Below are 25,888 nucleotides of genomic sequence, written 5' to 3' on the forward strand. Positions count from 1 at the left end.
GAATTTTGGGTAACCAAAAGTAAATAATCCAGTTTAATGGATAAAATTTATAAATTAAAAAGGAGCATTATCATATGCAAGCAAATACATATTTAAAATACGGTTCAATTAAAGGTGAAACTACAGCTGAGTCTTTCAAAGACTTAATCACGGTTTTATCACTAGATTGGAATGTAAGTCGTGAAATTTCAGCTCACACTGGTACAGCAATGGACCGTGAGTCTAGCTCAACTCGTTTAGGCGATGTAACTATCACTAAACTTCAAGATAAAGCGTCTCCGGACTTATTCAAAGAAGCAACTATTGGTAAAGGCTTACCGGCTGTTTTCCATATCACTAAACAAGGTGATAAAGTTGAAGAAATCATGAAAATCGAATTAACAGATGCAATGATTTCTAGCTACTCTGTATCAGTTCAAAACGATCGCCCAATTGAAACTATCACTATCAGCTACACTGAAATGATGATGACAGTGACGCCTACTGATGATAAAAACAACATCACTGCACCACTTGTTTATGGTTACAGTGGCGTTAAAGGTCAGCAAATGTAATTTTTTGCAAAACCGACTAGCTCTGAGTTTTACTCAGAGCTTTTTTGATCTGTAGGAATAGGAAGCAAGGAATGCAAAAAGCAACACAAGATAAAAATGTAATTCAGATAAACACCCCAGCAGGCAAAGACGCACTGTATTTGACTCGACTTGTCGCACAAGAATCGATGTCAGATTTGTTTGTGATGTCAGTGAATATGTTCACTATTGGGACGCAAATCGCACATGAAGATCTTGTTGGTAAGCCTGTTTCCATAAAAGTTCGAAATGCCGACGGTGCAGGTGAGCGATACTTTCATGGTATTGTTAGCCAGTTGGTATCTAACGGAAGCCGCACGGCTGATGTTGACGAACAAAAGAATTATATTGATTATCACGCAACGATTGTTCCTTACGCAGCGTCAATGCGTAACAGAAAGAACAGTCGTATTTTTCAAAAGAAAACCATTCAAGATATTTTTGCTGATTTATTTGGTCAGCATAATGTTGCATTCAAAGATAACACCACTAAAACGTACCCTAAGTATGAATATTGTGTTCAATATCAAGAATCTGACTTTGACTTTATTCAGCGATTACTACAACAAGAAGGGATTTTTTACTTCTTCGAACACAGTAAAAGTAATCATACTTTGGTTCTTGCGGATGATATCACTGCCTATGAAGAGTGCGCAGAGGCTAAAGTTGTGTTTAGCTCTGGCCATTTAAGCGAGTCTCATGTCAATAAATGGCAAGGTGGCTTAAGTTTAGCACCAGGCAGCTACAAACGAATTGGTTATGATTTTAAGCAACCGCCAAGATACCCAGATGGTGATCACGCTAAAGCTGATTTACCCACTCAGTCGGTTGCCGAAGTATTTGAATACACAGGCGAAGCAGAAACGCATCCTCGTGCTGCAAATTTAGCGGCACTGCAGCTAGAGTCACTCCAGCGAAATATGAAATTAAGTAGTGGTCGAAGTGACTGCCGATCTTTTTCTGTTGGTAAACTGTTCAGTTTTAAAAAGCACGAAGATCCGCGCCTAGAGGGCAAAACATTTGCAATTACCTCATTGCTAACCGCGATCACGGTGCCAAACCAATCTGGCGGACAACAATCTCAAACTGAAGAGGTTTTTTCTAATCACTTTGAGTGTGTTCCAAAAGATGTGCCTTACCGTGCAGCCCATATTAAAAATAAACCTGTTATAAACGGTGTACAAACGGCCATCGTGACGGGTGACAGTGCCGATGAAATTATGATCGACCAGTATGGTCGTGTAAAAGTGCAATTTGATTGGGACCGTGAAGGTAAAAAAGATTCTCAAAGCTCGTGTTGGATTAGGGTTGCTCAAAATTGGGCCGGTAAAAAATGGGGCGCATTCTTTTTCCCTCGCGTTGGACAAGAGGTGTTGGTCGACTTTATAAATGGTGACCCTGACCAACCGATTATTAGCGGCGCGGTTTATAACGCCGATCTAATGCCTCCGTATGCTTTACCTGCTGAAAAAACACAAAGTGGTATAAAAACTCGCTCTACAAAAGAAGGTGGGGCCGATAACTTTAATGAGCTGCGTTTTGAAGATAAAAAAGGCAGCGAATTAGTTTACATGCAAGCAGAAAAAGACAAACAATTGTATGTAAAGAACGATCAAAAAGAAAAAATTGATAACGATCGTTTTCTAGAAGTTGGCAACAACGATGACGCTAAAATAAAAGTAAATCGTACGGTTGATATTGGCGATAATGACACTTTAAAAGTGGGTAAAACACTTAACATTGAAGCTGGAAAAGAAATTGTTATTAAAACGGGCTCAGCAAAAATAACGATGAGCAGCAGTGGTAATATTGCCATTGAAGGCACAAATATTGATATCAAAGGCAGTAATGTAAAAGTAGATGGCAGTGCAATTACACTCTCTGCCGGCATGATTAAGCTGAATTAAGCTATGGAACTGATTACAACTTTTCAAACAGGTGCTGTTCATGGAGCTGCTAGCAGCGGCTTTACCGTGTATTGTCGCTATGGTTTACCGCATTTAGTGTGTTTATCGGTAAACCGTCCGGATGATCCTTTTTTGAGTCTGCCAATTGATTACTTTAAAGGCCATGATGGTTATTTTGCTGAGCAATTTTTTTATAACCTTCATCCTAATTTGAACAGTAGTAATGTGCTTTCTTATGTATATCAATATGCGACACAGACCAGCTCAATCATAAACGACTTATCTTATGATGATATCGTAGAAGAGCTAGCGAAGCTTGTGAGTGTTAATAAGTTACAAGTTATCCCTCTGTACGATTAATGGATGTGAAAACAAGGAATAGGTTATGGGTAAACCCGCTTCAACAATTGGTCATATGCACCTTTGTCCTAAAGTAACTGCACAAGTTCCTCACGTTGGTGGCCCAATTGTGGCGGGTTCATCAAATGTATTAATTGGTAGTATGCCAGCAGCAAGAAAAGGCGATATGCTGATTTGTGTTGGCCCTCCTGATAGCATTAATAGTGGATCATCTACCGTTAAAATAAACGGAAAGCCAGCAGCTAGAATGGGAGACGGAACGTCTCATGGCGGCAAAATTATCGTTGGTAATCCCACCGTGTTGATCGGTGGTTAATCATGCTTGCTATGTTGCTAAAAGCGCATTCAAATACTTTAAATCAACTACACAGTGCACAACAGAATCCTTTCTATTCTGTTGACTATTTGATGCAAGCTCGTCAGCAACTCATATTAAAACTCCATGCTTACGATTCTGAGATTCTGCAAGTTACATTGTCAGCCACCCAGTTACTGCAAGCTCTTCGAGACTTGAATACTGGCGAAGTATTAACAAGCACATTGGCTGAAGCATGCTTGGTCACGTTATTAACGTCGCCTAAAAAGTTAACTCATGAGTGCGTAGCGCAGTTAAATGAAAATGACGAAAAAGAGTTGCCAGTTAAACAGCTACTCGTTGAAAAGTTAGCAATTTATCGTGGTCGTACACAAACGGCTTATGCGCAGACATTTGATGCACTTAAGCCGATTTACTTTAGTCAGTCTGCTCAGCATGCTGAGTTATTTAAAGCATTTAAACAAGCCGCTATAGAATTACCAACAACAAAGGCGTTGTTTAAAACCACGAACGATTTTGCTGAGCTAAATTTAATTAATTCACCGTTAATGTCTGCTTATTTATTATTGCTGGATCAACAACGCGTGAATCATGTGTGCAACTTTGCAAGCCAAGCACTGTCTCGAGAAGAGGCGCTACAAGTGATGCTGCATACAGGCATGCCTAAATATGTTCCGTTAGTTGTGTCGTTATTGTCGGATATTGAAGATGCAGAGCCACTTATTAATGGTATAAAGCGTTGTTTGGGGGCTGAATTAGATAATTTAGTGGCCTATGAAACTCAGGTGCAAGCACTAACAGATGCACAAGCAATCGTTGATTTTCAACAGCAGTTTAACCAGCATTGGCCTGAGCACGAGTCATATTATGCTGGCAAAACTTTAGTATATGGCTATGCATTAAATCAACCGATTGATAAAGTAAAACAGCAAGGTGTTGATCAACAAAGCTGGCAAGTATTAGCAATTTTAAATGCACTTAAGTTGGATAGTAAAAACTATCAAGAGAGTGTTCATTGAGTGCATTTAAAATTAACATCGACCAGTTTGAAACGCCGTATAAGCTCAGTCCTGAAGAATTACTATTAGAGGGTGGCTCTAGTGAAGGCTGTGTAGTTCCTTGGCATTCAACTGATGCGTTTGTGTATGACTGCATCATGAAAGCTAAGTCTGTTTATAAAACGGATTTCGCGCAAAATGGTACTGTAATGTGGCTTTTACCTGCGTTGCCGTTTCAAGGTGAACTAAAAACACTTTTTGCAACGAGCTTACAGCAATGCTTTGGCACGCCCTTAGAGCATCTGTTTTTTGAAGGTTGCCATGGCATACATTCAGCACTAATGTTGGCTCAAGCCAACAGCCTTGAAAATGTAACAGTGATTGCCATTGATGGTGTTTTTAAGGCAAATAAGCGCGAACAGTTTGATTATTTAGGTGTTGCTGCAAGCACGGCTAATATCGAGTTTATAAATACTGGTTGGATGTTACAATCAGCAGAGATGGTTGCTTCGATAGACCTTGCTAAGCATAACCCTATTCAAGGGGAGCTAAAGCGTGTTTTATCGCTTAATGAGCAGCCAATAGATATAATTTTCGCCCCAGGAAATGGCGTAGAAAGTGATGACTGGTTAAATTATTTACCAGTGTTAAGTAACAAAATTAATGAACAGACGATTTTTCAATTACCTAATTATAAATTAGGAAAACTAGGTGCATTAGAAGGGATTATCAACCTTGCAACGCTGACAAATAGCCCATTTTACAATGACAGTTTGTCTCAGGCGTTAGTGATAACTCAAGAAAGTAACAAGTACCAAGCCGTCGCGTCATACTTATGGACAAGTAAGGAAGTGTGCAACTAATGGATAGCAGAGCAGTTGTTTTACAAGGAATAAGCTACCCAATTTGTGTGGTGTTAGCTAAGCAAAAAGCCCCCAGTGGCTTTGAGCCTGTTTCGACGAGCACGCCGGATAGTGCGTACAAGTACGTTGCTGAGTTAGGCACGGCATTAAGTGGTGATGCATCGAAACGTTTAGATCTCATTCAACTACTACAAGCTGCGGGTATTCATTGTCCAAGGCAAGCATCGGCGCGTGAAACCGCCACAGCCTTAGTGAGTGCGCTTACCTCTGGCGCAGTGAGCTGTTACCGACAAAAAGCTAAAACAGTTATTCAAGTGAGCGATAATACTCGCTCATCGCAAGCCAAAAAATCACAATCACAAAGCAGCTCAAGTAGCGGTAAAAAAGCAACGCAAGCACCTGCAAGTAATAGCGGAGGGGCAAGCAATGCCACTGCCAGTGAAACTCCAATTACAGAGCAAGAGTGTCGTTCAGACCCTGTTTCAATGTTGACGGGCGAGGAAATACTGCCGTTAGTGGATTTTACGCTCGCTGCGAATAAGCCACTTAATTGGCGACGTTTGTATCGCTCATCAAAGTGTAATCAACGCTCATTGCTTGGTAATGGTTGGCGCCATGATTACATGGTGAAATTAACTGAGCATTACTTACCACCCCCAAAAGTAGGCCCGAAGAAAAAAGGCACTTATTGGTTAGAGTACCATGATGAACATGGTGCGACTCATCGATTTGAAAAAGTAAAACCAGGCCAGTCTAGCTACCAGCTGAGCAGTAACCTTGCCTTGCATTACAAAACAAATGGCAAACAAGTGTTGGTAACACCGAATGACCATCACTTAACGTTTATGCCTAGTGAATCTGCGTGGTTACTTGAAAAAATCATTAACGAAAAAGGCCAGAGCACACGTTTTTATTATGACTCTCAAGAGCGCTTAGAGCGCATAGAGGTGAATAAAGCACGTGGTTGCGTTTTAAAATATAATAAACAAGGACTGCTAAAAACAGTTCACGCTTATAGAACAAATGAACAAAATAAGCTTGTTCTGATTGATCAGCCTCTGGCACGTTATGAATACGATGAACAGCAAAATTTAGTTGCTGCAACAAACCAACATGGTGAGCAAGAGCGCTATGAGTACAATGCTGCGCATTTATTAATAAAGCGGACCAGAGCAAGCGGTTTTAGTCATCATTTTGAATGGGATTCATACGGTTATGATGCCAAATGTATAAAACAATGGGGTGATGACAATACCTATTGCTATGAGTTTGAGTATCAAGGGAATAAGACAACCAGTATCGACTCTCGCGGTAATCAAGAGCATTTTGTTCATAACGAACAAGGTAAATTGATTGAGCATACGGATGCCAACGGTCACACCACAACCTACGGATACAATGCGCTTGGACAAAAGCTGACACAAACAGACCCCTTGGGCAATCAAACTCAGTATGCCTATACAGAGTATGGTCAGCTTGCCTCTGTCACTCAACCTGATGGTACTCGTACTCAGTTTGGCTATAACCAACTCGGCCAACAAGTGTTAACTATCTTGCCAAATGGCGACAAGATCCAACGTAAGTACAGTGCCTCTGGATTACTGCAAAGCGAAACCCTAGCAGATGGTCGAATTGCGCTTTATAGCTACGATCAACACGGTAATTTAACGCAATATATCACGCCTAACGGCCATGTTTTAAAATATACGTGGAACGAGCATGGTGAGCTACTTGCTAAGCAGCATAATAATGAGCTTATTCGTTATAGCTACGATAACTTAGGCCGCATTAATGCAACAATAAACCAAGCAGGGCTGCTTACTCAGTATAAATACAATGAGCAGGGGCAACTTGTGCAAACCACCGCGTTTGCTCAAAATGATCCAGAAAATAAACAACAGCAATACTTCACATACGATGAAGCGGGTAGGTTAGTTAGCTCACAAAACAGCAACGGCGATACCACAGAACAACATTTTGAAGGGCTAAGCCAGCCGCATTGTGTTATTCAACCCGACGGCAGCGCACTGCATTTAACTTATGATAAAGAGCGCAACTTAACGGCAATTGAGCGCAGTGACGGCCATGTATACCGTATAAACTACGATGCAAATGAAAACCCGACTCAGGTAACGGGGTTTGATGGCACGATACAACAATACAAGTATGATGCTTGTAATCGCTTAGTGTCAGTTACACAAAGCGATAAACGCCATGTAAAAATTAAGCGTGACAAACTAGGCCGCATAATTTCGCAGCACGCAAGCCTTGCCACAGGCAAACAAATCATTAATAACGCTAACCATTATACCTACACGGCAGAAGGCAAAATAGCGCGAGCTCATAATGCGCAGTCGACGATAAAACAAGCGTTTGATAAAGGTGGGCGATTAATTAGTGTTGAGCAAATTCATAATCAACATCAAACACATAAACTTGCATACACCTATGATGACTATGGTAGAAGGCAGTCTCTCACTCTGCCTGACTCAACAACGCTTGATTATCACTACAATGAATTTGGTCAGCTTAGTGCAATTCAAGTAAAGCAGGCGAATGGCGATTTAACAAAACTGGTTGAACTTGGTTACGACAGCCAAAATAACATTCAAACACAGCACTTTGGTAATGAGGTCACCCTTACTCAACAGTTTGATGTATTCAACCGCTTAACACAGCAGCAGTTAACCCATTCTGCGCAAGCACTATTCGATACCTGTACATACAATTACGACAGTGTTAACCAGTTGATTGCGCGTAAAGAAGAAGGGGTTAGTAGTCATAACATTAATTTTGAATACAACAACCTTGGCCAGTTAATTAAGCAAAACCTAGCAAGCTCTGAGGTTGATACTACTACCCAATACCAGTGGGACAGCTTTGGTAACCCTGTTAGCCAGTCAAAACTAAAAAATGGCGAATTAACCGAGCAGCAAGCTGATACCAGCGATGCAATGAATCACGTTGAAAATAACGATTCAGCCTATACAACTAATGTTATTCACAGCGAATACAGCGATTCGATTTCAGCATCAGATAGTAACTTAACTGATGATACTGTTATCCAAACCGCAACCGAGGCTGACCGCCTAACACACTTTGGCGACAGCGATTTTCATTACGATGAATGTGGTAACCAAATACGTGAAACCGGTAAAGGTATTAAAACACACCGTGAATACAATGCGTTCAACCAATTAAGCAGCTTTAATAACAGTGGTACGCTCACTCATTACGACTACGACCCATTGGGTCGACGCATTGCCAAGCATACCGAGCATGGCAAGATTGATTACATTTGGGATAACGACCAGCTAATTGGCGAATACCAACACGGCGAATATACCTGGTACATCAACCTACCAAATCAATTTCACCCAGTCGCACTGATTAAACAGGGAGAGGTGTATTACTACCACCTAGACCAGCTCAACACCCCACGTTTTGTAACAAATAAAAACGCAGAAGTTGTATGGCAAAACCACGCGGATGTGTATGGCTATGAAGAACCTGAGGCCAATGCTGACTTTAATAAAGAAAACACATTCACTCAGCCAATACGTTTTCAAGGGCAATATTTTGATGAAGAAAGCGGCCTACATTACAACCGCTATCGCTATTACAGCCCCAAACAACAACGTTTTATAAACCAAGACCCAATTGGCTTAGTAGGTGGTATTAATCATTATCAGTATGCGCCTAATCCGGTTAATTGGGTGGATCCGTTTGGGTTGAGTTGTAAGGAAACTAAAACAATTGAAGTGCCTGCGTATGATCATAACGACCCTATGGCTGATTCAATAACCCCAGTTGCAATTGTGCCCGTAGAGTGGTTCGTAGAAGGGCTTGCAGATGCTGCTGAGGCAATAACCCAAATGGTAGAAACAGGCGTAACAGCCGCAGGGGTTGCGACAGCGGGTATTGCACTTATACCTGGGAGAGTAGCTGACAGAGCGCTCGAGCCTGCTGTTAAAAAGTTAGACGACATTGCAGATGCGGCACAAACAACGGTGACTCAGGCAGCTAAAAAAGCAGCTAGAGAAATGGACTTACATAAAGTTGCTTGTTTCAAAAAGAATAAAAAAGGCACAGATGCTGAGTATGATCGTCAATTGAAAGGCCAGCAAGATGGCATTAATGATATGACGGTTAAAGAGTACTTAGATAACCGTGAGGCCTATAAAAAAATTGGCCGTAAAGGAACAGGGGCTGCGCAACAAGAAGCGAGAGAGCAATTTAGAAGTAAATTGATCGATAAATATGAAAAAGAGCTAACAAGACGTGGAGAGTACTTTGGTGAAGAAGCGCTTCAAAAAGCCCAAGAGCTTGCGAGTAATGAAATGAACACTCTTAATGCTCTTCATAATCCTGATATGATAGCGGGTGGTTATGATAACGTTGTAGATTTAGGCGATGCGAGTGTGAATAAATCAATAGGTTCACAGTGGAAGAATAATGGTAAAGATGATGTAGGCAATAAGTTAGCAGCAAGCCGTGTTGAGGTGATGGATGCACAGGCTCAAAAAGCACTCGAAGAGATAGGGCCAGATGCTAAGATGAATGTAGATTTACATAGGTGTAAATAAATGAATAAATTTTTTGATAACTTTTACAACTTCAAGGGATTTGGCCCTGCTATAAAAGCGACAATGCCAACCAAAGAGACGCTTAACTTCTTTAAAGGCAAACTGCCTGACCGTTTGTTGGAATACTGGCAAGAATACGGTTTTTGTGGCTGGGGTGATGGCATTTTCTGGCTAGTAAATCCACAAGATTACCATGATATTTTACAAACTTGGCTTGAAGGCACAGAGTTTGCTGAACGTGAAAAAGATGGAGTAGACAGTTACTATGTAATAGGTCGAAGTTCTTTTGGAAAACTCATTGTTTGGGGAAAGACATCTGGTCAAAGTATTACCATTAATCCAAGTTTTGGTATGATTTTCCCTACTGATGGCACTTCGGATTTAAATGAGGATGGAGAAGATTTAACTGTAGATTTATTTTTTGCGATTATGAGAAAGGATGCATTAGAGCAACAAGACATTAACGAGAAGCCTTTGTTTGAACAAGCACTTAAGAAGCTTGGCCCCTTAGAAGCTGATGAAATGTATGCGTTTGTTCCCGCGTTGGCTCTTGGTGGTGTAAATAAGCTTGAAAATTTGCAGAAAGTAAAGGCGATTGAGCATTTGAACTTTCTGGCTGAATTGGGCGAGAAACGCATAATGGCAGATATTGTCTCTATGTCTAATGAACTACATAAGAATTAATGCTTCAGGCGGTTAACTACTTTAATTAATAATAAAATGAGTATACTTCGGTGAATTAAATAAGCCATTTCGTTGAACGTTAATATGAAATGGCTTTGAAAATAAATACATGAAAAGGACTTTCACATGTCAGCAATAAGAATCCCCCAATCTGTTGGGCTAGGTGGTGTTAATACCCCAGCCGATGTAAAAACAGTACAAACCGCTTTAAATAAATTACTAAAACTTATCTCACCAACAAAAGCATTAGCAGTAGACGGACGTTTAGGTTCTCGCCCAGAAAACTCTAAAACTGTTGCCGCAATAAAACAGTTTCAAAGCAAAGTTGTAGGTATGGTACGTCCCGATGGCAGGATAGATCCAAATGGTCGTTCTCACCGAAAAATAAATGAAAAGCTGACAACGATAGGTCAGGTTCATTTTAAATTACCAGTGGCCTCTTCGAATGTACAAGCATTGTCAGAATCTGATTTTCAAGATGTTGCGAATCAACTTGGGTGTAAGGTTGCCGCTATTAAAGCTGTTGCTGAGGTTGAATCCGCAGGTGATGCTTTTTTCTCAAACGGCAAACCTAAGATTCTATATGAAGCACATATTTTCTCTCGTCTAACGAATCATAAATATGATTCAAGTCATCCGTCTATTTCGAGCAGGAGTTGGAATCGTAGTTTATACGTAGGAGGTCCGCAGGAATACGCAAGGCTTGAAAAGGCTATGGAATTAGATGTAACAGAAGCTTTAAAATCGACTTCTTGGGGGCGTTTTCAAATTATGGGGTTTAACTATAGTGCAGCAGGATTTGCTAGTGTAGAGGCGTTTGTTCAGACAATGTTTACATCACAAAGAAAACAGTTAGATGCATTTGTCAACTTTGTGAAAAGTAAAGGATTAGAAAAACACTTAATAACGCTGAATTGGGCTGCATTTGCTGAAGGTTACAATGGTTCTCAATACGCACAAAATAAGTATGACGTGAAATTAAAAAAGGCTTTTGATAAATATGATAAAAAGTAAATTTTCTTCGATTTTTATTGCATTACCAATATGCTTTATTGCTTCGTGCAGCGCATCGCAAAATGAGTCAGCGATTATTTTTAAATGCCATGCGGATAAACCCACACCGATTGATGTGGTTGTCAGTGAACATGATGGCAGTTATAAGCTTATGCAATTTAACACCGCACAGGTCAAGCTTACTGAAATGACCTCTATCAGTGATGCGAGTAAATCTAGTTATCATCGTTCTTTAGTTAATGAACACAGTATGACGTTTACACACAATGGTAATAAAATAACCCTGAGTGACTACCATAGTGAAGAGTTGGGTATGATTACTAAAGAGAAATCAGTCACTATTGAACATGATGACAAAAAAGACTATTGGCTTTGTGATGATTCAAGTGTTAGCAAATTACCTTCTATTGAGAACTTTTAGGAATGGCTATTAAAAGGGAAGTGGGTAATTAGTTGTGACTTGAATTTTGCACATGATAGTTTAGTAACTGGGCTGGTATATTCAGTGATGGTCCCTGTAAACAGAGCCACTAGTCAACATTTTGTATTTGATACTAAAAAATCAGCTTTTACAGGTGTATTTAGGAACAACTACAGAGGATTTTTGTGATTCTAGCTCAGTTACTTTTAATTAAACTGGGGTATTCTCTTCCTCGCTATAAAAAGATAATCTTAAAAAATAAACAAAGTGCCGTAACCCTCGTCACTGAAAAAGGAGCTATAAACGCGAACTCCAAAGCGTTATAGAAATATTATGGAACAACAACACCAACAAACTCTCACACAGCTTGTAAACGATGTTTACAACAAGCCTGATTTAATTGAAGAGCATCAGCCGCTTATTGAGCCTTTGCTGACTGATTTAGTCGCGAGTGCGCCTTTAGGCTTTGAAGGCATGGCTGCTATGATTAATACGCATATTTCCAATGGGTTTAAGTTTAAAAACCCTAAAATACAACAGTTTGAGCTTGAATCTGGGTTGTTAAAATTAAAAACCTACTTTCAAAAGATTAATCTTTAACAGGAATTTAGACAGGCCTTTGCTAGCAAAAACTTAGTTTCAAGGATGATGTGTGACATTAATTAATACATGTATGTTAATGCTGGTTTTACAGCCGTTGTTTGTTTATTTGGCTCTGTTTAAACAGCCAGAATTTCACCCTATGACAGATACACCGGTCAAAAATGATGATGCTCTATTTTTGTTTGTCACCCCTGGGGTATCTGTTTTCTATTTTAGCCAGTTTTTTGAGGCGCTACTTTACCTAGGTGGGGTCTGGGTATTGGGGTTATTACTCGCTGTAATTTTGGCAAGTAAAGCCAAAAAACCTGTCACAAAGGATGATGCGATCAGCTTTACGATTGCAGGCTTTATCTTTTTCGGGATTATAAAATTAATTGCTATGGCAATTGCGTACTTTTTTATGGATGACCCCGCAAACGATGAAAGCGTTTTTTCAGTGAGTCAGCTATTCAGTGTAGATTATTTATATAACGCATTGTGGCCTACATTGTACTTTTTAGTCCTCATGATTATAACGCTTGTGATAAAGGTTATTGAACATCATAGTTCATTTAAAAAAGCACCTTCTGGCCTGCTTATTACGCTGGGTGCAGCGCTGGCGGGGGTCGCCCCGTTATTTGGAGAAGCTTATATTGTTGGGATTATTGCTAACTTTATTATCTTTATTGTTTTTTGCTCCTTGTGTTTAAAAATTGATGTAAAAAAGGATCCATCAGCAGGGGCTATTGGGCTTTTTTTTGGGTATATACTCATGATGGGAATAGGCTTTAGTGTGATATGCAAAGTTATTTATGAGCTGTTTTTTAATTAAGCTTAAGTGAATTTTCAGTATCTTTTTTGCGCAATTTGCTTGTTATCCGACTTGTACCTTATTAGAATAAATAATTATATTTTTTAGCTGTATTAGTGTGTTTAGCGTTTAAAGCGTACTTAAGTCATTATAGATTCTTATTTGACGTTTAAAGTAGCTTAATTACAGAGCCTATTTTTATCTGAGTGCTAAAAAGGAGTTTTGCTGTTGCCGCGGTTAAAGTGTTCATTGTTGGGAATAATCGTGGCTATTATGGCTTTATTCACTGGCTCACACGCTTTTGCAAATATTTTTGGTTTGTTTAATAAAGATGATTTTTTGTTATCGGCTCCTATTAAGGGTGTTTTATTAGATAACGGGGTGCCCGTTGTAAATACAAAAGTTATTCGTTCACTCACCTATGGCGACGAGTACATAGATGAAACAATAACAAATGATGACGGCTTTTTCGCCTTTGATGAAAAGCGAATTCACACCTCGAAGAAATCAAATATGTTTGATAATGATGCACTAATTCAGCATGTGTACCTTGAAAATGGCACACCCGAAGGCATTGTACTGTGGTATGCGGGTATTTCAATTTATGAAAATAGTGAAACGCTAAGGGAGCTTCTTAATGGGTTACGGTGTGATGTTGCTAAGAAACCACACACCTATGATGTGCCTATTAAAGAAGCATTAGATCATTATTTTACAATCTATGGCGCTTGTGAGTTGTGATTTTAAGGAGATTATATTGTTAATAGAGCGATTTAAATTGCCAATGCTTATTGCAGCAGTGGCTTTGCTAATTTTATTTACTACAACACAGGTTTTTGCAAATATGTTTGGTTTTTTTAGTAAGGAAGAGTTTGAACTATCAGCGCCGGTTGAAGGTCGTTTGCTATACGAAGAGCAGCCTGTTGCTGGTAAAAAGGTATTTCGTAAACTAAATTATGGCGATGATTATATTGATGAAGTAACAACGGGTACTGATGGCCGTTTTTCTTTTCCTGAAAAAGTGATCAAAACATCAAAGCCATCAAACATGTTCGACAATGAATCTGTTATTCAACATATTTACACATTAGATGAAAATGCAGAGGAAGTAACTATTTGGGCTGTTAGAGTATTTCCTTATGAGCACAAAGATACACTCACCGAGTACTTGAATGATTTGGTGTGTGATATCGCACATGAACCACAAACATATGATATAGCGGCTAAAGAAGATAAGCAGCATACATTTGCTGTTTTTACCACTTGTAAGCTCTAACGTTTAAAACCAATAAAGGGATTTAAAATGAATACGTTAACACCTACTCAAGCAGTTCAATTAGCGTCACTTGCCTATGATGCTAAAGAATTAAAAAATACAAAACTTTTAAATGGGCTGTTGCATGCGTCTTTGCGAGACCAGTTTGATTTCTCTATCAATAGTAAGTCTATACAAGGCGTTTCAGGCGGCTTTTTCTCTCACCTATTTGGCTTAAGCACAGGCTTTGGTCTGGTTGCACATGGTAAAAATGCATTCCAAGGGCATTCAGTTATTACCATTCGCGGAACTGCTTCACTGAGAGACGGCCTAACTGATGCACATTTCGGTTTAAGTGGTGGCGCTAACGGCAGCATGGTTCATGCTGGTTTTAATAAAACGTTTTATACAATGAAGCCAGCTCTTCAAGAGTTTATGGCAGCGAATGTAAGAGATAAAATTACAGCGGGTGTTCATTTAGTTGGCCACAGCTTAGGGGGCGCTTTAGCAACGCTGGCTGCCGATTGGATTAAAGCCGAATATTCGTTACCAGTAAAACTTTATACATTTGGTTCGCCAAGGGTAGGTTTAGAAGACTTCTCAAGATCGGCTACTTCAAGAATAGATCACATTTACCGATGTACGCATGGTGCTGATCCGGTAACTAAAGTACCGTTATGGCCATTTTCTCATGCGCCTTATAACGGTCAAGAAATACGCCTAGACAGCGGCCAAGGCCTTAAAGGTGCGGCACATAAGCTTAGCGGAAACCCAGGTTACGTAAATACTGCCAATAGTAGTGATTGGAATAACTTAACCGTTAAAGCAAACCATTACCTTAACACGCCGGTAAGACTCAACTTTGAAGATAGAAACCAAGCATCATTTAATGCCCATTGGGCCGATAAATTAGGAGCTGCGTTAGTCACTTTATTAAAAGATGCGGGTTATTACAGTGCTGTGGCGGCACAAGCGGCAATTGGTACGGGTTTAACTTTTTACGATATGTTGGCTCGCACATTAGATAAGATTGCTAAAGCGTCTGCTTCATTTGCATCTCAGACTTTGGGCTTAATTGGTCATATGCTGGTTTTTGCTGGGAAAGTGATTGGTAAGGCAGTGGAGCTAACATACAGTGTGATTAAATGGGCATTCGACTCGACGCTGGGCGCTTTATATCAAGCTGCAAGAGATGGTTTAAACGGCCTAGACTAAAATATTTGAGGGCATGCAGTGCATGCCCTTTTTTATTAGTTGTTATTCCCTTTTAACGTGCCGATATCGATCCCGTTTTTACTTAGCTCAGTTTTAAGTAATGCTGCACTGCTTTGTAGGTTCGGCAAGGTTTGATTTTCAATTATCGCTACTGCTTTTTTCAGCTCTTCAGATGCATATTTGGCTGACATTTTTCGGTTTATTGCGGCATCTATAATAAATTGACTCTTACTGTAAAAGCGACGCACTTGAGTTAGAAACTCGCTCGGTGTTTCTAATGTTGTGGGCGAATATTGCATTGTTTGCCAAATATACTTTTCGATTGTTGGCTTATTATATTCAAGCTCAGACTTGGGGGGGCTTTTAGCCAATAAGGCCGCAAACTTACTAAGATTATCTGCATTATCCTTCACTTCGTCGTACAAAGAAGTACGAAGATAATAGTTATCTTCCATCTTGCTAAAAGTATCAAACTTTAGCGCTTGCTCTAAACCACTTTGCGCTGCGAGATAAACACCAAAAACAGTTGATAGCACTAAAAAAACTTGATTGAGCCAAAAGCCGGTACTTTTTAGCTCTTTGTTATCCACTGTTTTAAGGGCATTGCTGATCTTCGGTGGGTTTTTATTACTGTTATCCATGATTAGATTCCTTTCATTTATGCTATTAAAACATTGTAATATATAAAGAAAGTTTAGTCACTAGATAACAAAGCTAATCTCTTTCTAAAAGTACGGCACCCGAGTGTTCTTCACCTAAATGATCTTCTTTATTATAAATAGGGCACTTAGCCATAGATAAACAGCCACAGCCAATACAGCCGTTGACTCGATCTCTGAGTCGTTGCATATAGTGAATTTTTTCATCTAATTGAGTTTGCCAGCGTTTTGAAAGTTCTGCCCAGTCTTGTTTCGTTGGTGTGCGTTGCTCAGGTAGAGTACTTAGCGTGTGCTTTATAGCTTCTAGGGTAATGCCCATGGCCTGTGCTGCCTTTATCACGGCGATACGGCGCAGTACGTCAGGCTTATAACGACGCTGATTGCCATTATTACGCCAACTACGGATTAAGCCTTTTGTTTCATAAAAATGCAGCGTTGAGACTTTTACACCACTGCGTTTTGCCACAAAGCCAACCGATAGGTTTGCATCAACGAGTTTTTTTTCTGATCCTGACATAATTTGCTCCAAAGTGTTGACCTAAAGTTAGCTTGAGGTTTTACGCTGCGCACATCATAAAAAAAGGAGCAATAATAATGCAACAAAAACCGATTGAAAATACAGTAATCATTTATTCAAGTGCAAGAAAACAAGGAAATACGAGCTTACAAGTTAATGATTATAAAAAGCAATATGGAGGAGATATCGTCTGCCTTGATGATTACATTATTTCAGCTTATCGATACGATAAACAGTATAAAAATGATGACTTTTATGCCGTTTTTGAAGCTCTATTAAGCTATCAACATTGGGTGATAGCCTCTCCTGTTTATTGGTATAACACAACACCACAATTTAAAGCTTTTTTAGACCGTATTACTGATTATATGGACGATGAAATTCTCAGACCTAAGCTTAGAACGCTTCGTGAAAAACAGTTCTCACTGCTATCAAATGCAGGTTCGGTTAACGCGCCAAGTGCGTTTATAGATATGTTTAAAAATACCTTTAATTATTTAGGCATGACCTTTAAAGCGCATCAGCATATTGAGGCTAGTTAAAATCAGAAAAAAAGGTTAGGCTAGAGATAAAAAACAGCAGGGTTATTTATGAAATTAACATTGTTGGGTTTATCTCTCGCATTGGTAGCAAGTTTAAGTCATGCAGAGCAAAAAGAGCCCGCGATTAAAGGATTTGGTTTTTATTATACTGTGCCAAATCATACGGCTATTGATGAGCAAACAAGGTTTAAAATTGCCTTTGATGTGGCCGATGCTGCAGAAAAAGGTAAGCAAAATAACAGTATTAACTCGCTAGCACGTTTTATTAATATGCACATTGCCCATGGGGTGAAACCAGAAAACATTGAACTTGCTTTGGTTGTGCATGGCAGTGCAAGCGTGGATGTACTCAAAACGGGCGCTTATAAGCAACGTTTTAATAGCGATAATAAAAACCAACAATTGATTTCACAATTACTCGCGCACAACACCGTTGTTTATGTATGTGGTCAGTCGGCAACACATATGCAAGTTAAGCAAGAGCAACTGATACCAGGTGTGCAAATGGCATTATCTGCCATGACAGCACACGCACAACTACAGCAGCAGGGCTATACCCTGAATCCATTTTAATGAATATTCTTTGTTTTGGTGATTCTAATACCTATGGAATTTCACCACTAGATGGTAAGCGCTTTGACGAACATACACGTTGGCCATGTTTGCTTGCAGACAAGCTCGGTGCTGGGCATTTGGTTATTGAAGCAGGGCTACCAAATCGTACGATAGCTGATGAACCACCATTTAGTGGTGATAAATTAGGGGTTAAGTACTTAGAGCCATATCTTCGAGCGTATCATATTGATGTCATCATTATTCAGCTAGGTACGAACGATTTAAAGCGTCGTTTTGGATTAGCAGCCGATGATATTGCCAAAGCACTGGATACGTTAATAGTCGACATCGAGATTCACTATCTGCATCGAGAAATGCCTAAAATAGTGGTGCTGAGTCCATCTGCGGTTTATGAGGTTGGGGCTTATCAGTCTATCTATGCTGGCGCTGCCAAAAAAGCGAAGCAATTAACAGTTGAGTATAAATTAGTCACAGAACGCCATGAGTGTCACTTTATAAACGGTTATGCTCTTCTTGCTCCTTGCCAAACAGAGGGCGTACATTGGCAGGCCCAAGAGCATAAGTTACTTGCCGACTATTTATTTGAATATCTTTAAAGTAGAGTTTGTGAAAGATCTTTAAAAGATTTACCTATTTTCAGGGTTTTACCTGTATTTAGTTCAACAAATTCACTGTTTACAGCTATCACCTTTTGTTTGTTTACTAAAAACGATTTATGAATTTGGGTAAATGAAGGGAGTAGCTGTTCACTAAGCTGTTTTAGTGTTGTGCTCGCAAGTGTTACTTGCTCAGCTTGATGCACCTTCACATAGTTGCCATATGCCTCAATATACTCAATAGAATCTAAGTTAAACTTTCGTTTTTCTCTATCTACTTTAAGCGTAATGTTATTAGGCTCAATTATATTTGGTTTAACTAAATGCTCACGCACCTTATTGAGAGCCTGTTCAAGCCTTGGCGCAGACACGGGTTTGAGTAAGTAATCTGTCACATTCAATTCAAACCCTGTTATAGCGTATTCTTGGTACGCGCTTACAATGATGACTTGGGGAGGGTGTGCCAAAGTTCTTAATAATTCGATTCCTGTTAGCTCTGGCATATTTATATCTAAAAACACTAAGTCAACAGTGGATTTAGCTAACCCATAAAGGGCATCTTTTGCGCTAACATATTGAGCTATAATCTTAATATCAGAATGTGCCTGTAGGTGATGTTCAATCACTTGATGGGCTAGGGGTTCATCGTCAACGATGATTGCTCTTATCATTTTGATAACTCCAAAGTTAGGGTTGTCTGCCAATGTGTCGCGTGTTTTTTAGCCGTTAAGGTATGTTTATTTGGGTATAACAATTCTAGTCTTTTTTGCAGGTTACAGAGCCCCATGCCTGGGTGGCTTTTTTCAGTTTGGGTACTTATAGAGTTTTCACAAAAGAGTGTTAGCACAGTGTCATTTATAGTAATTGCGAGAGTTACTTTTGTTGAGTCCGATGCAGGTTCTACACCGTGTTTAATGGCATTTTCGACGATTATAATCAGTAATAAAGGCGCTATATGAAGATCGTCGACTCTATCAGGCCAGGTTAGGTTAAATAAGTATTTGTTTGCGCTTCTAATTTTTTGTAGCTCTATAAAGCTTTTTAGGTATGCTAATTCTTTTTCTAATAAAACCACTGGCTTTTGTCCTTCATAGACAGTGTATCTTAATAAATCTGCTAAATGCATAACCAACTGTGGCGCATGCTCTGATTTTGTGAGCGTGAGTGCATATAAATTATTTAGGGTGTTAAATAAAAAATGTGGGTTAACTTGTTGTTGAAGAAGTTTTAATTCGGTTTTGGTTTGCTGTTTTGCTATTTCATTTAATTTACTTTGCTGTTGCTGTCTTTCAAAAGCAAGGATGATAGGTGTAGTAATGATCAGAAAGAAAAACATAAACTGATAATTATATTTAGCAAAAATATTTTGGTTACCACTGGGTGTTAGATTCGCAATATCTTGTGGTAAATCATTAATAGGTAATGTTAGCACCAGTGCGATAAGTAACGGGGTTAGTGTAGCCATAAAAATGAGACATGAGGCCACAAAAGTGAAGACACCGTAGTTTGCTAATAAATGACGAATAAGCACGTAGCGATTTATTAAATATAAGCTGTATATGATAACGGCATAAACGCCAAGTTGAAGAAAGTAAAATAAAAACTGATTAAGCTCTGAAAAGAATTTGCCAACATCAAAAATTAGTTCGAATGGTTGATTTAATAAAGGGTCTTGATGACTATTAAGTATACCTGCGAACAAAAAAGCCCAGCAAATCAGTATCATCAGCACCACGTTATCTAATGATATAAAAGAGATAAACCACCTAGCAATTAAGCTGTTTTTATTGGTCTTATTACGCTGTGAAACCAGCCAAAGTAAGCTGGCTAACGAGCACAAAATCCAACATTGTACGCTTAAGTATTGCCATTGAGCGTAAGTTGAAGAAACTAGAGCATGTGTATATATGCTGAGCGGATACAGAGTGAAGCCTGTAAGCCACACCAAGGTTGGGCTTTTATATGTTCCCTTGAATGTTAAAAGATGGGCAATTAAAAAGGGCAGGCATTCCAATAACAGTTGCAGATTTATTTTTAAATATAAAGCAGGGGAGTCAAGCCTTAACGACAGGTAGCGTGTATGACCTTCAAGCAAAATGGCTGCAAATACTGGCAGCAAAGCAACCAAATATTTGTTATTTGAATTGCCTGATAGAAGAGAAAAAATAGCCCGCAAACGCCACTCCATTTTATTTTTACAACCTAACACACCAGCTTAATACATGATGACCTATGAGCATAGTTAAAGTCATTCTATTTCATGCCCTTATATACCTAAGTAAGATTAATGATTTTCGTTGTTGATGCACGAATGTAATGATGAACGTACTATTTTTACTGATGAACGCTAAATACTTACTTTCATCCTGTGCTTTTATAGTTTGATCATAATTCCCTTACCGACTTGGTTACAGTCACTTAATGTAACGATTCGTTAATTAAGGAATGTACCTATGCTTACACTCACAAATATTAATAAGAAATATGCAGATGGCACACATGCATTAAATGACATAACAATCCATTTGCCCAAAGGAATGGTGGGTTTACTTGGGCCAAATGGAGCAGGAAAATCAAGCTTAATGCGAACATTAGCCTGCTTACAAAATGTAGACACAGGTCATATTAATTTTGATGGTTTAAATATTTTAGAGTCCCCAGATGAATTGCGTAAGCAGCTAGGCTATTTACCACAGCAGTTTGGTGTTTATCCTGCAATGAGTTGTCATGCTTTGTTAGAGCATATTGCCATATTGAAAGGCCTTAATTCAGAGCAACGAAAGCGACAAATTAATGAATTACTGTCACTTTTAAATTTAACAGGGTTTGCAAACAAAAAAGTAAGTAAATTTTCTGGTGGTATGAAGCAGCGTTTCGGAATCGCACAAGCCTTACTAGGTAATCCTAAACTCATTATTTTAGATGAGCCAACCGCAGGCCTTGATCCTGCTGAGCGTGAGAGCCTTAATAACTTATTAGTTTCAATTAGCAAAGAGCGTTTAGTTTTATTATCTACCCATATTGTTGAAGATATAGAAAATCAGTGCCGCTTTGTCGCAATGATCAATCAAGGCAAACTCATTCAAAGTGGCAATGTTGATGAACTAGTGCATCAACTGGCAGGTAATGTTTGGTTATTGAAACGCTTACCATCAGAGCTACCCGCAGGCTCCCTAGTGTTGAGCAAAAGTTATCGTTATGGTAAGCCAATATTTCGTGTTTACGCCCCTCAATGCCCAGAACCTGAGGCCGTCGCTGCAACGGCGACGCTACAAGATAAATATTTTTATGAGTTGAAATCGCAAGGGGCTAAAAATGCGACTTCGTAATGAATTAAAGTACCTTTTTACTCAACCTATTGTTTGGTTATGTTGTGTGTTTGCGCCACTTTTTGCATTTACGTTATCTTCCGGTTTGGCTATTGCAGAGGGAGATACCCTTAAGCAATTTTCTTTACACTTAATATCAATACACATGATGCAGCTTGCCGTGCTAGTGGGAATACTTGCCCCCGCTATTTTTTTACGGGATCAACTACACAACATGGATGAGCTTATAGGTGTCACCCCGATTACGTCAAAATACAGAGAGCTGTTTCGTGTAGTGAGTTTACTACTATGTCTTATCATGATTTCTTTTATTGGATCTTTGATAGTTTGGCATTGGCAGTTAAGAGTGCAAGGCTTGGATTGGGAAGCTGTTAACTCTCTATTGTTAAATAGTTTTTTGCTACTTATTCCAAATTGCAGCTTTTTGGTGGTTTTGGCTTTTTGGGTTTGTAAGCGGTTTCAAAGTGCATTGGTAACTTACACTATTCTGGGTGCCATATGGGTTGGTTATTTGTTTTTCGCAAGTATTACCGGCAATCCCATTTTGGCAGGTAGTGGTATTATAAGTGAGTCTTTATATCAGGCATCTATTTGGCTTGATCCTTTTGCTTACTCCACGATTATTGCGGGCTTCGTAGAGCCTCGATATTGGGCGCTTGTAATAAATCGGTTGATGGTAGTAACACTTACAATTGTTATCTATATTGTGGCAGTTCGCACCACTAAGAAAAATATTAAACAAGGTACAAAGGCCTCAGAGCCAGTCTTAAATTTAAAAGTGCTATACAAGGGTATTGCCCCAAAAGGGCATAATTGCTTCATATTTTTAACACTTTATAAAGTTTCAATTTTAAATGTACTCAAGCTCCCTATAACACAACTGACTTTAGTATTGTGGTCAGTCATTGTATTTAACAGCGTTGCGTCTTCTTTTGAATATGCAGAAGCAATGAGTGTGGTTAGCCCTACGAGTATCGATGCAATTAATCATTATGCGTTTGATATGCATTTGCTCATTGGCTGTTTATTACTTGTGCTTTGGAGTTGGCAGGTTAGTTGTGCGGCAAAACGGTTTCATATGGCTGAACTGATTGCTGCATCGCCAGTAAAAACGGCAACGCTTTTACACAGCCAATTATTCACGGTGGCGACTTTAGCAATTGTTTTTTCTGTGATGAGCTTTTTGGGAGCTTCTTTTGCTGAGTGGTTTGCTGGCAGTGAGTACCATGCTAGTCAGCATATTTATATACTCGCTCTAATGCTGTTACCACTTACATTAGTTGCTTGGGTGAGCGTGTGCATTTTCAATATTTGCCGTTCGCCTTTAGTCGCTGGCTTAGTTGTTATTGTTATCTTAATACTCAAGTTTACGCCAGTAATGACTTCCTTTGGTCTCACACATACTTTTTGGAGCTTAGCTTGGACACCATTACAAGCACCTAGCGAGTTTTGGGGATACAGAGCTAGTTTAAACAGTTATTGGCCATATATGAGCGTGTGGATTGTCGCGGTACTGAGTTTTGTTGTCATAAGCCAGCTTTATAATCATCGTGGGGCTGGGCTTGGAAGACGGGCCGTAAAAGTGAAAGACACATGGTTAGCGCTGCCAGTCTTTTTATCTGTTTATTTATTTGCGCAGTTGCATTTTAATTTAGTGGCAGAAAAGCCGTTAACTAACTCACATAAACGTGAAGCATTTAAAGCCAACTATGAAAGCACATTTGTGAATTGGAAATATAAAGAGCAACCAATCATTAGTCATATTGATGCTAATATAGACTTTTATCCTGACAAACAGCTTGCACAATTTGAACTTAAATATACTCTAACCAACCCTCATTCTACTGCTATAAAGCGTATCCTAGTTGGTCGCGCAGGCTTTTATAAATGGGCAGACATAAAAATTGCAGGTGCAAGGAAAGCTGTTTTTTACCCATCATTAAATCAAGCGGTGTATGAGTTTGAGGATGCTATAAAACCCGGTGAAATAAAAATACTCACCACGCAGTTTGAAATTCACCAAGCAAAGCTTTGGCCCGCAGTGGGGCATCAAATTCTTACTCCTGAGTTTAGTTATATTCGTGCTGTTCCTGTGTTGCCAACGATTGGGTATCAGGTTAATTACGAACTAATAGACAAGCACCTTAGGGAAAAGCATGGTTTGTTCGCTAGGACAAGTTCCTTACCTTCAGAGCTGCTTGCTGTTAAGGAAAATCGACCATCAAGGTATGATCGCATAACTATGTCGAGTACGGTATCAACCGCATCAGGCTACTATGTTGTGACGCAGGGCACTCGAATAGCCCATCAACGCAAAGATAATCGCGAAGTTTTTAAGTTTAAAACCGATTCGGCATTTAATAATCTACCTGCATGGCTTACGCTTCCAGGCTCACCGATAAGCGAGCAACTGGGTGAGGTAAAACTACAAATATATGCAAATCGAAAAACGCTTACGGAACCAGCCGATTCAATAGCCGTTAATTTACAGGCGATGAAAGATACACTGACTTGGTTTAAAGATAATATTGTTGCTTATAAAGCAAAGACATTGAGCATGGTTGCCGCGCCCAAGTTTGGTGGAGCGGGTTATGCTTTACCTGAGATTATACTTATTGAAAATAATGTGGGGTTTAGGGCATTCCCTAGTTTTGATGCTGGTTTTGATCAGCGCTATCGGCGCGCTGTTCATGAAACGGCTCATCAGTGGTTTGGTCACGATATAGGTAACAGCGTTCCTGATGACAGCGCCTTTTTAGTCGAGTCAATGGCGAAGTATATTGAGTTAGTCATGATAGAAAAACGCTATGGAAAAGCGGCGATGAATGCACTTGTTGACTACGAAACTAGGCGATATAAGCAAGCTTTAAGGGTTGACACTTTAGCTAAACAAGCACTTGTAAACTCAACAAAAAATTATGATCAATATTCTAAAGCAACGATTGTTTTTGCAAGACTCAGAGAAAAAGTGGGCGATGAAGTCATTATTAAAGCACTTAAGTCTGTTTGGAGAGAATATGCATACCCTAACCGGCCAGCAACTTCTATGGATTTCATACGTGCTTTGCAAACCCATGCTAAAAATAGCGATAGAGTATTAATTAAAGAGTTGTTTTTAGAAATTTAAACAAATTAGCACAAGAAACTTTTAATGTTACTAAGGGAGAGTCTTTGCTGGTTAATGAATCATCGTTTATTTGGTTGGTTTTAACAAACCCTAAAGGATGAGTTTTTTTAATAATTATGTTGCCAGATGTTTATTTTTATGTTGATGCTTGTGTCTTATTTAGGTATTGTGTAGAAAATATTTCAAGGAAGAAATAAAATGATTCAGCCAACTTCTGTATTCCTAAAAGCCCAAGCAACGTCACAAAATCGCAGTCATAATTATCAATATTTAATTAAAATGTTAGATGCGTTCTTCGTGCGCGTTAAAATTGATTCGCGGCTGCCATTAGAGTCAATGCGAGAGGAGTTTGATCTTTATCTTATTGATAGTGCAGGGTCTTATTGGCTCGACTTGCTTCCAGCTGAGTTAGTTCAACTTGCCAAAAAACACACTGTGGTTATTTTCAATGCTGAAGTTAACTCTGTGTGTGAAAAGAATTTACTGCTTAATGGTATTAAAGGTGTCTTTTTTGCTGAGCAATCGCCAGAAGATATTTTTGCTGGGCTGATGAAAGTGCTTAATGGCGAGCTACTTTTTAGTTCAAAGAGCATTTCCACTGTGTTTAACTATATGTGGTCAGCTATTTCTCGAAACCAATTTAATACAAATAATGAGACCGCTGGAACAGCAATAGAGCTAAACTCACTTACTAAACGCGAAAAATCTGTTATTCATTTGCTAGCACAAGGAGCAAGTAATCGTGATATTGCTGAAAGTTTGAATATTAGTGACCATACTGTAAAAACCCATCTCTATAGTGCATTCAAAAAAACAGCGTCGCGTAATCGAGTTGAACTTGCTAATTGGGCACAAAACTATATGGCTGTGAGTTTATCTTTGCAAAGATAGTAAGACATCGCTTGGGTTTTATAAGCCGTTGTATAAATAATGGTGCTGATAATCAGCACCATTATTT

At 39.2% G+C, this 25,888-nt stretch carries 26 protein-coding genes; 22 read left to right on the plus strand and 4 right to left on the minus strand.

Annotation, left to right across the window (positions count from 1 at the left end; all coding sequences use genetic code 11):
- Positions 1–74 precede the first annotated feature (74 nt).
- The 15 genes from L3V41_RS05545 (at position 75) to L3V41_RS05615 (ending at position 15,584) form a co-directional block, all read left to right on the plus strand.
- Complete coding sequence (locus L3V41_RS05545; protein WP_062567651.1) at positions 75–554, plus strand: type VI secretion system tube protein Hcp; 480 nt, start codon at positions 75–77, stop codon at positions 552–554.
- 71 nt (positions 555–625) lie between these two features.
- Positions 626–2,479 carry a type VI secretion system tip protein TssI/VgrG gene (gene tssI / locus L3V41_RS05550; RefSeq protein WP_130151803.1) on the plus strand — a complete coding sequence of 618 codons (1,854 nt, stop codon included), beginning with the start codon at positions 626–628 and terminating at the stop codon, positions 2,477–2,479.
- A 3-nt stretch (positions 2,480–2,482) separates the two neighbouring features.
- Positions 2,483–2,839 (plus strand): hypothetical protein, encoded by a 357-nt coding sequence (locus tag L3V41_RS05555; RefSeq protein WP_062567649.1) that lies wholly within the window; start codon positions 2,483–2,485, stop codon positions 2,837–2,839.
- A 25-nt stretch (positions 2,840–2,864) separates the two neighbouring features.
- Positions 2,865–3,155 carry a PAAR domain-containing protein gene (locus tag L3V41_RS05560; RefSeq protein WP_062567648.1) on the plus strand — a complete coding sequence of 97 codons (291 nt, stop codon included), beginning with the start codon at positions 2,865–2,867 and terminating at the stop codon, positions 3,153–3,155.
- A 2-nt stretch (positions 3,156–3,157) separates the two neighbouring features.
- Entirely contained in the window at positions 3,158–4,174 is a 1,017-nt protein-coding gene (locus L3V41_RS05565) for a hypothetical protein (protein ID WP_062567647.1), read from the plus strand.
- Complete coding sequence (locus L3V41_RS05570) at positions 4,171–5,016, plus strand: hypothetical protein (protein WP_062567646.1); 846 nt, start codon at positions 4,171–4,173, stop codon at positions 5,014–5,016. Before L3V41_RS05565 ends, L3V41_RS05570 begins: the two co-directional genes overlap by 4 nt.
- Positions 5,016–9,602: a polymorphic toxin type 15 domain-containing protein gene (locus L3V41_RS05575; protein WP_237127294.1), complete on the plus strand. Its 4,587-nt coding sequence runs from the start codon at positions 5,016–5,018 to the stop codon at positions 9,600–9,602. Before L3V41_RS05570 ends, L3V41_RS05575 begins: the two co-directional genes overlap by 1 nt.
- Complete coding sequence (locus L3V41_RS05580; RefSeq protein ID WP_237127295.1) at positions 9,603–10,286, plus strand: GAD-like domain-containing protein; 684 nt, start codon at positions 9,603–9,605, stop codon at positions 10,284–10,286.
- A 126-nt stretch (positions 10,287–10,412) separates the two neighbouring features.
- Positions 10,413–11,300 (plus strand): N-acetylmuramidase domain-containing protein, encoded by an 888-nt coding sequence (locus tag L3V41_RS05585; RefSeq protein ID WP_237127296.1) that lies wholly within the window; start codon positions 10,413–10,415, stop codon positions 11,298–11,300.
- Complete coding sequence (locus L3V41_RS05590) at positions 11,287–11,721, plus strand: hypothetical protein (protein ID WP_237127297.1); 435 nt, start codon at positions 11,287–11,289, stop codon at positions 11,719–11,721. Before L3V41_RS05585 ends, L3V41_RS05590 begins: the two co-directional genes overlap by 14 nt.
- Positions 11,722–12,054: 333 nt before the next feature.
- Positions 12,055–12,321 (plus strand): hypothetical protein, encoded by a 267-nt coding sequence (locus tag L3V41_RS05595; protein WP_062567639.1) that lies wholly within the window; start codon positions 12,055–12,057, stop codon positions 12,319–12,321.
- A 52-nt stretch (positions 12,322–12,373) separates the two neighbouring features.
- On the plus strand, positions 12,374–13,135 hold the full coding sequence (locus L3V41_RS05600) for a hypothetical protein (RefSeq protein ID WP_237127298.1): 762 nt from the start codon (positions 12,374–12,376) through the stop codon (positions 13,133–13,135).
- A gap of 252 nt (positions 13,136–13,387) precedes the next feature.
- Positions 13,388–13,855 carry a DUF6795 domain-containing protein gene (locus L3V41_RS05605; RefSeq protein ID WP_237127586.1) on the plus strand — a complete coding sequence of 156 codons (468 nt, stop codon included), beginning with the start codon at positions 13,388–13,390 and terminating at the stop codon, positions 13,853–13,855.
- 16 nt (positions 13,856–13,871) lie between these two features.
- The gene (locus L3V41_RS05610) at positions 13,872–14,390 is read left to right on the plus strand and encodes a DUF6795 domain-containing protein (RefSeq protein ID WP_062567637.1); all 519 of its coding nucleotides are present in this window, start codon (positions 13,872–13,874) and stop codon (positions 14,388–14,390) included.
- Positions 14,391–14,417: 27 nt separating this feature from the next.
- A complete protein-coding gene (locus tag L3V41_RS05615) occupies positions 14,418–15,584 on the plus strand; it encodes a lipase family protein (protein WP_062567636.1) in 1,167 nt (388 codons plus the stop codon).
- Between the two features lie 35 nt (positions 15,585–15,619).
- On the opposite strand, the gene L3V41_RS05620 is transcribed toward L3V41_RS05615, so the two are convergent.
- Together L3V41_RS05620 and soxR are read right to left on the minus strand one after the other, a co-directional pair.
- Positions 15,620–16,225 carry a hypothetical protein gene (locus tag L3V41_RS05620; RefSeq protein WP_062567635.1) on the minus strand — a complete coding sequence of 202 codons (606 nt, stop codon included), beginning with the start codon at positions 16,223–16,225 and terminating at the stop codon, positions 15,620–15,622.
- A gap of 73 nt (positions 16,226–16,298) precedes the next feature.
- On the minus strand, positions 16,299–16,760 hold the full coding sequence (soxR, locus tag L3V41_RS05625) for a redox-sensitive transcriptional activator SoxR (RefSeq protein WP_237115415.1): 462 nt from the start codon (positions 16,758–16,760) through the stop codon (positions 16,299–16,301).
- Between the two features lie 77 nt (positions 16,761–16,837).
- Here soxR and L3V41_RS05630 point away from each other — a divergent pair, with 77 nt between their 5' ends.
- From L3V41_RS05630 to L3V41_RS05640, 3 genes are read left to right on the plus strand one after another with little or no spacing between them, the layout of a single operon-like run.
- The gene (locus tag L3V41_RS05630; RefSeq protein ID WP_237115414.1) at positions 16,838–17,302 is read left to right on the plus strand and encodes an NAD(P)H-dependent oxidoreductase; all 465 of its coding nucleotides are present in this window, start codon (positions 16,838–16,840) and stop codon (positions 17,300–17,302) included.
- Between the two features lie 48 nt (positions 17,303–17,350).
- Positions 17,351–17,875 (plus strand): DsrE family protein, encoded by a 525-nt coding sequence (locus L3V41_RS05635; RefSeq protein WP_237127299.1) that lies wholly within the window; start codon positions 17,351–17,353, stop codon positions 17,873–17,875.
- On the plus strand, positions 17,875–18,474 hold the full coding sequence (locus L3V41_RS05640; RefSeq protein ID WP_062567631.1) for a GDSL-type esterase/lipase family protein: 600 nt from the start codon (positions 17,875–17,877) through the stop codon (positions 18,472–18,474). Before L3V41_RS05635 ends, L3V41_RS05640 begins: the two co-directional genes overlap by 1 nt.
- Here the strand turns inward: L3V41_RS05640 and L3V41_RS05645 are convergent.
- Positions 18,471–19,145: a response regulator transcription factor gene (locus L3V41_RS05645; RefSeq protein ID WP_237127300.1), complete on the minus strand. Its 675-nt coding sequence runs from the start codon at positions 19,143–19,145 to the stop codon at positions 18,471–18,473. The two genes, L3V41_RS05640 and L3V41_RS05645, sit on opposite strands and share 4 nt — an antisense overlap.
- Entirely contained in the window at positions 19,142–20,200 is a 1,059-nt protein-coding gene (locus L3V41_RS05650) for a histidine kinase (protein ID WP_237127301.1), read from the minus strand. Before L3V41_RS05650 ends, L3V41_RS05645 begins: the two co-directional genes overlap by 4 nt.
- A gap of 248 nt (positions 20,201–20,448) precedes the next feature.
- On the opposite strand from L3V41_RS05650, the gene L3V41_RS05655 reads away from it, so the two are divergent.
- The 4 genes from L3V41_RS05655 to L3V41_RS05670 all read left to right on the plus strand — a co-directional run bounded on the left by L3V41_RS05655 (position 20,449) and on the right by L3V41_RS05670 (position 25,821).
- Entirely contained in the window at positions 20,449–20,643 is a 195-nt protein-coding gene (locus L3V41_RS05655; protein ID WP_237115409.1) for a hypothetical protein, read from the plus strand.
- A gap of 284 nt (positions 20,644–20,927) precedes the next feature.
- Positions 20,928–21,803, plus strand: a complete 876-nt coding sequence (locus L3V41_RS05660; RefSeq protein ID WP_237127302.1) for an ABC transporter ATP-binding protein — start codon at positions 20,928–20,930, stop codon at positions 21,801–21,803.
- The gene (locus tag L3V41_RS05665) at positions 21,790–24,930 is read left to right on the plus strand and encodes a M1 family aminopeptidase (protein WP_237127303.1); all 3,141 of its coding nucleotides are present in this window, start codon (positions 21,790–21,792) and stop codon (positions 24,928–24,930) included. Before L3V41_RS05660 ends, L3V41_RS05665 begins: the two co-directional genes overlap by 14 nt.
- Positions 24,931–25,128: 198 nt before the next feature.
- On the plus strand, positions 25,129–25,821 hold the full coding sequence (locus L3V41_RS05670) for a response regulator transcription factor (protein WP_062567626.1): 693 nt from the start codon (positions 25,129–25,131) through the stop codon (positions 25,819–25,821).
- The last annotated feature ends 67 nt before the right edge of the window (positions 25,822–25,888 follow it).

The sequence above is a fragment of the Pseudoalteromonas sp. L21 genome, assembly GCF_021728035.1.
GTDB classification, from domain to species: domain Bacteria; phylum Pseudomonadota; class Gammaproteobacteria; order Enterobacterales; family Alteromonadaceae; genus Pseudoalteromonas; species Pseudoalteromonas arabiensis.

Coding starts and splice junctions, on each gene's coding strand:
- L3V41_RS05545 (WP_062567651.1), top strand. CDS start 75: ATGCAAGCAAATACATATTTAAAATACGGTTCAATTAAAGGTGAAACT.
- tssI (WP_130151803.1), top strand. CDS start 626: ATGCAAAAAGCAACACAAGATAAAAATGTAATTCAGATAAACACCCCA.
- L3V41_RS05555 (WP_062567649.1), top strand. CDS start 2,483: ATGGAACTGATTACAACTTTTCAAACAGGTGCTGTTCATGGAGCTGCT.
- L3V41_RS05560 (WP_062567648.1), top strand. CDS start 2,865: ATGGGTAAACCCGCTTCAACAATTGGTCATATGCACCTTTGTCCTAAA.
- L3V41_RS05565 (WP_062567647.1), top strand. CDS start 3,158: ATGCTTGCTATGTTGCTAAAAGCGCATTCAAATACTTTAAATCAACTA.
- L3V41_RS05575 (WP_237127294.1), top strand. CDS start 5,016: ATGGATAGCAGAGCAGTTGTTTTACAAGGAATAAGCTACCCAATTTGT.
- L3V41_RS05580 (WP_237127295.1), top strand. CDS start 9,603: ATGAATAAATTTTTTGATAACTTTTACAACTTCAAGGGATTTGGCCCT.
- L3V41_RS05585 (WP_237127296.1), top strand. CDS start 10,413: ATGTCAGCAATAAGAATCCCCCAATCTGTTGGGCTAGGTGGTGTTAAT.
- L3V41_RS05590 (WP_237127297.1), top strand. CDS start 11,287: ATGATAAAAAGTAAATTTTCTTCGATTTTTATTGCATTACCAATATGC.
- L3V41_RS05595 (WP_062567639.1), top strand. CDS start 12,055: ATGGAACAACAACACCAACAAACTCTCACACAGCTTGTAAACGATGTT.
- L3V41_RS05605 (WP_237127586.1), top strand. CDS start 13,388: ATGGCTTTATTCACTGGCTCACACGCTTTTGCAAATATTTTTGGTTTG.
- L3V41_RS05615 (WP_062567636.1), top strand. CDS start 14,418: ATGAATACGTTAACACCTACTCAAGCAGTTCAATTAGCGTCACTTGCC.
- L3V41_RS05620 (WP_062567635.1), bottom strand. CDS start 16,225: ATGGATAACAGTAATAAAAACCCACCGAAGATCAGCAATGCCCTTAAA.
- soxR (WP_237115415.1), bottom strand. CDS start 16,760: ATGTCAGGATCAGAAAAAAAACTCGTTGATGCAAACCTATCGGTTGGC.
- L3V41_RS05630 (WP_237115414.1), top strand. CDS start 16,838: ATGCAACAAAAACCGATTGAAAATACAGTAATCATTTATTCAAGTGCA.
- L3V41_RS05635 (WP_237127299.1), top strand. CDS start 17,351: ATGAAATTAACATTGTTGGGTTTATCTCTCGCATTGGTAGCAAGTTTA.
- L3V41_RS05640 (WP_062567631.1), top strand. CDS start 17,875: ATGAATATTCTTTGTTTTGGTGATTCTAATACCTATGGAATTTCACCA.
- L3V41_RS05645 (WP_237127300.1), bottom strand. CDS start 19,145: ATGATAAGAGCAATCATCGTTGACGATGAACCCCTAGCCCATCAAGTG.
- L3V41_RS05650 (WP_237127301.1), bottom strand. CDS start 20,200: ATGATACTGATTTGCTGGGCTTTTTTGTTCGCAGGTATACTTAATAGT.
- L3V41_RS05655 (WP_237115409.1), top strand. CDS start 20,449: ATGTTAAAAGATGGGCAATTAAAAAGGGCAGGCATTCCAATAACAGTT.
- L3V41_RS05660 (WP_237127302.1), top strand. CDS start 20,928: ATGCTTACACTCACAAATATTAATAAGAAATATGCAGATGGCACACAT.
- L3V41_RS05665 (WP_237127303.1), top strand. CDS start 21,790: ATGCGACTTCGTAATGAATTAAAGTACCTTTTTACTCAACCTATTGTT.
- L3V41_RS05670 (WP_062567626.1), top strand. CDS start 25,129: ATGATTCAGCCAACTTCTGTATTCCTAAAAGCCCAAGCAACGTCACAA.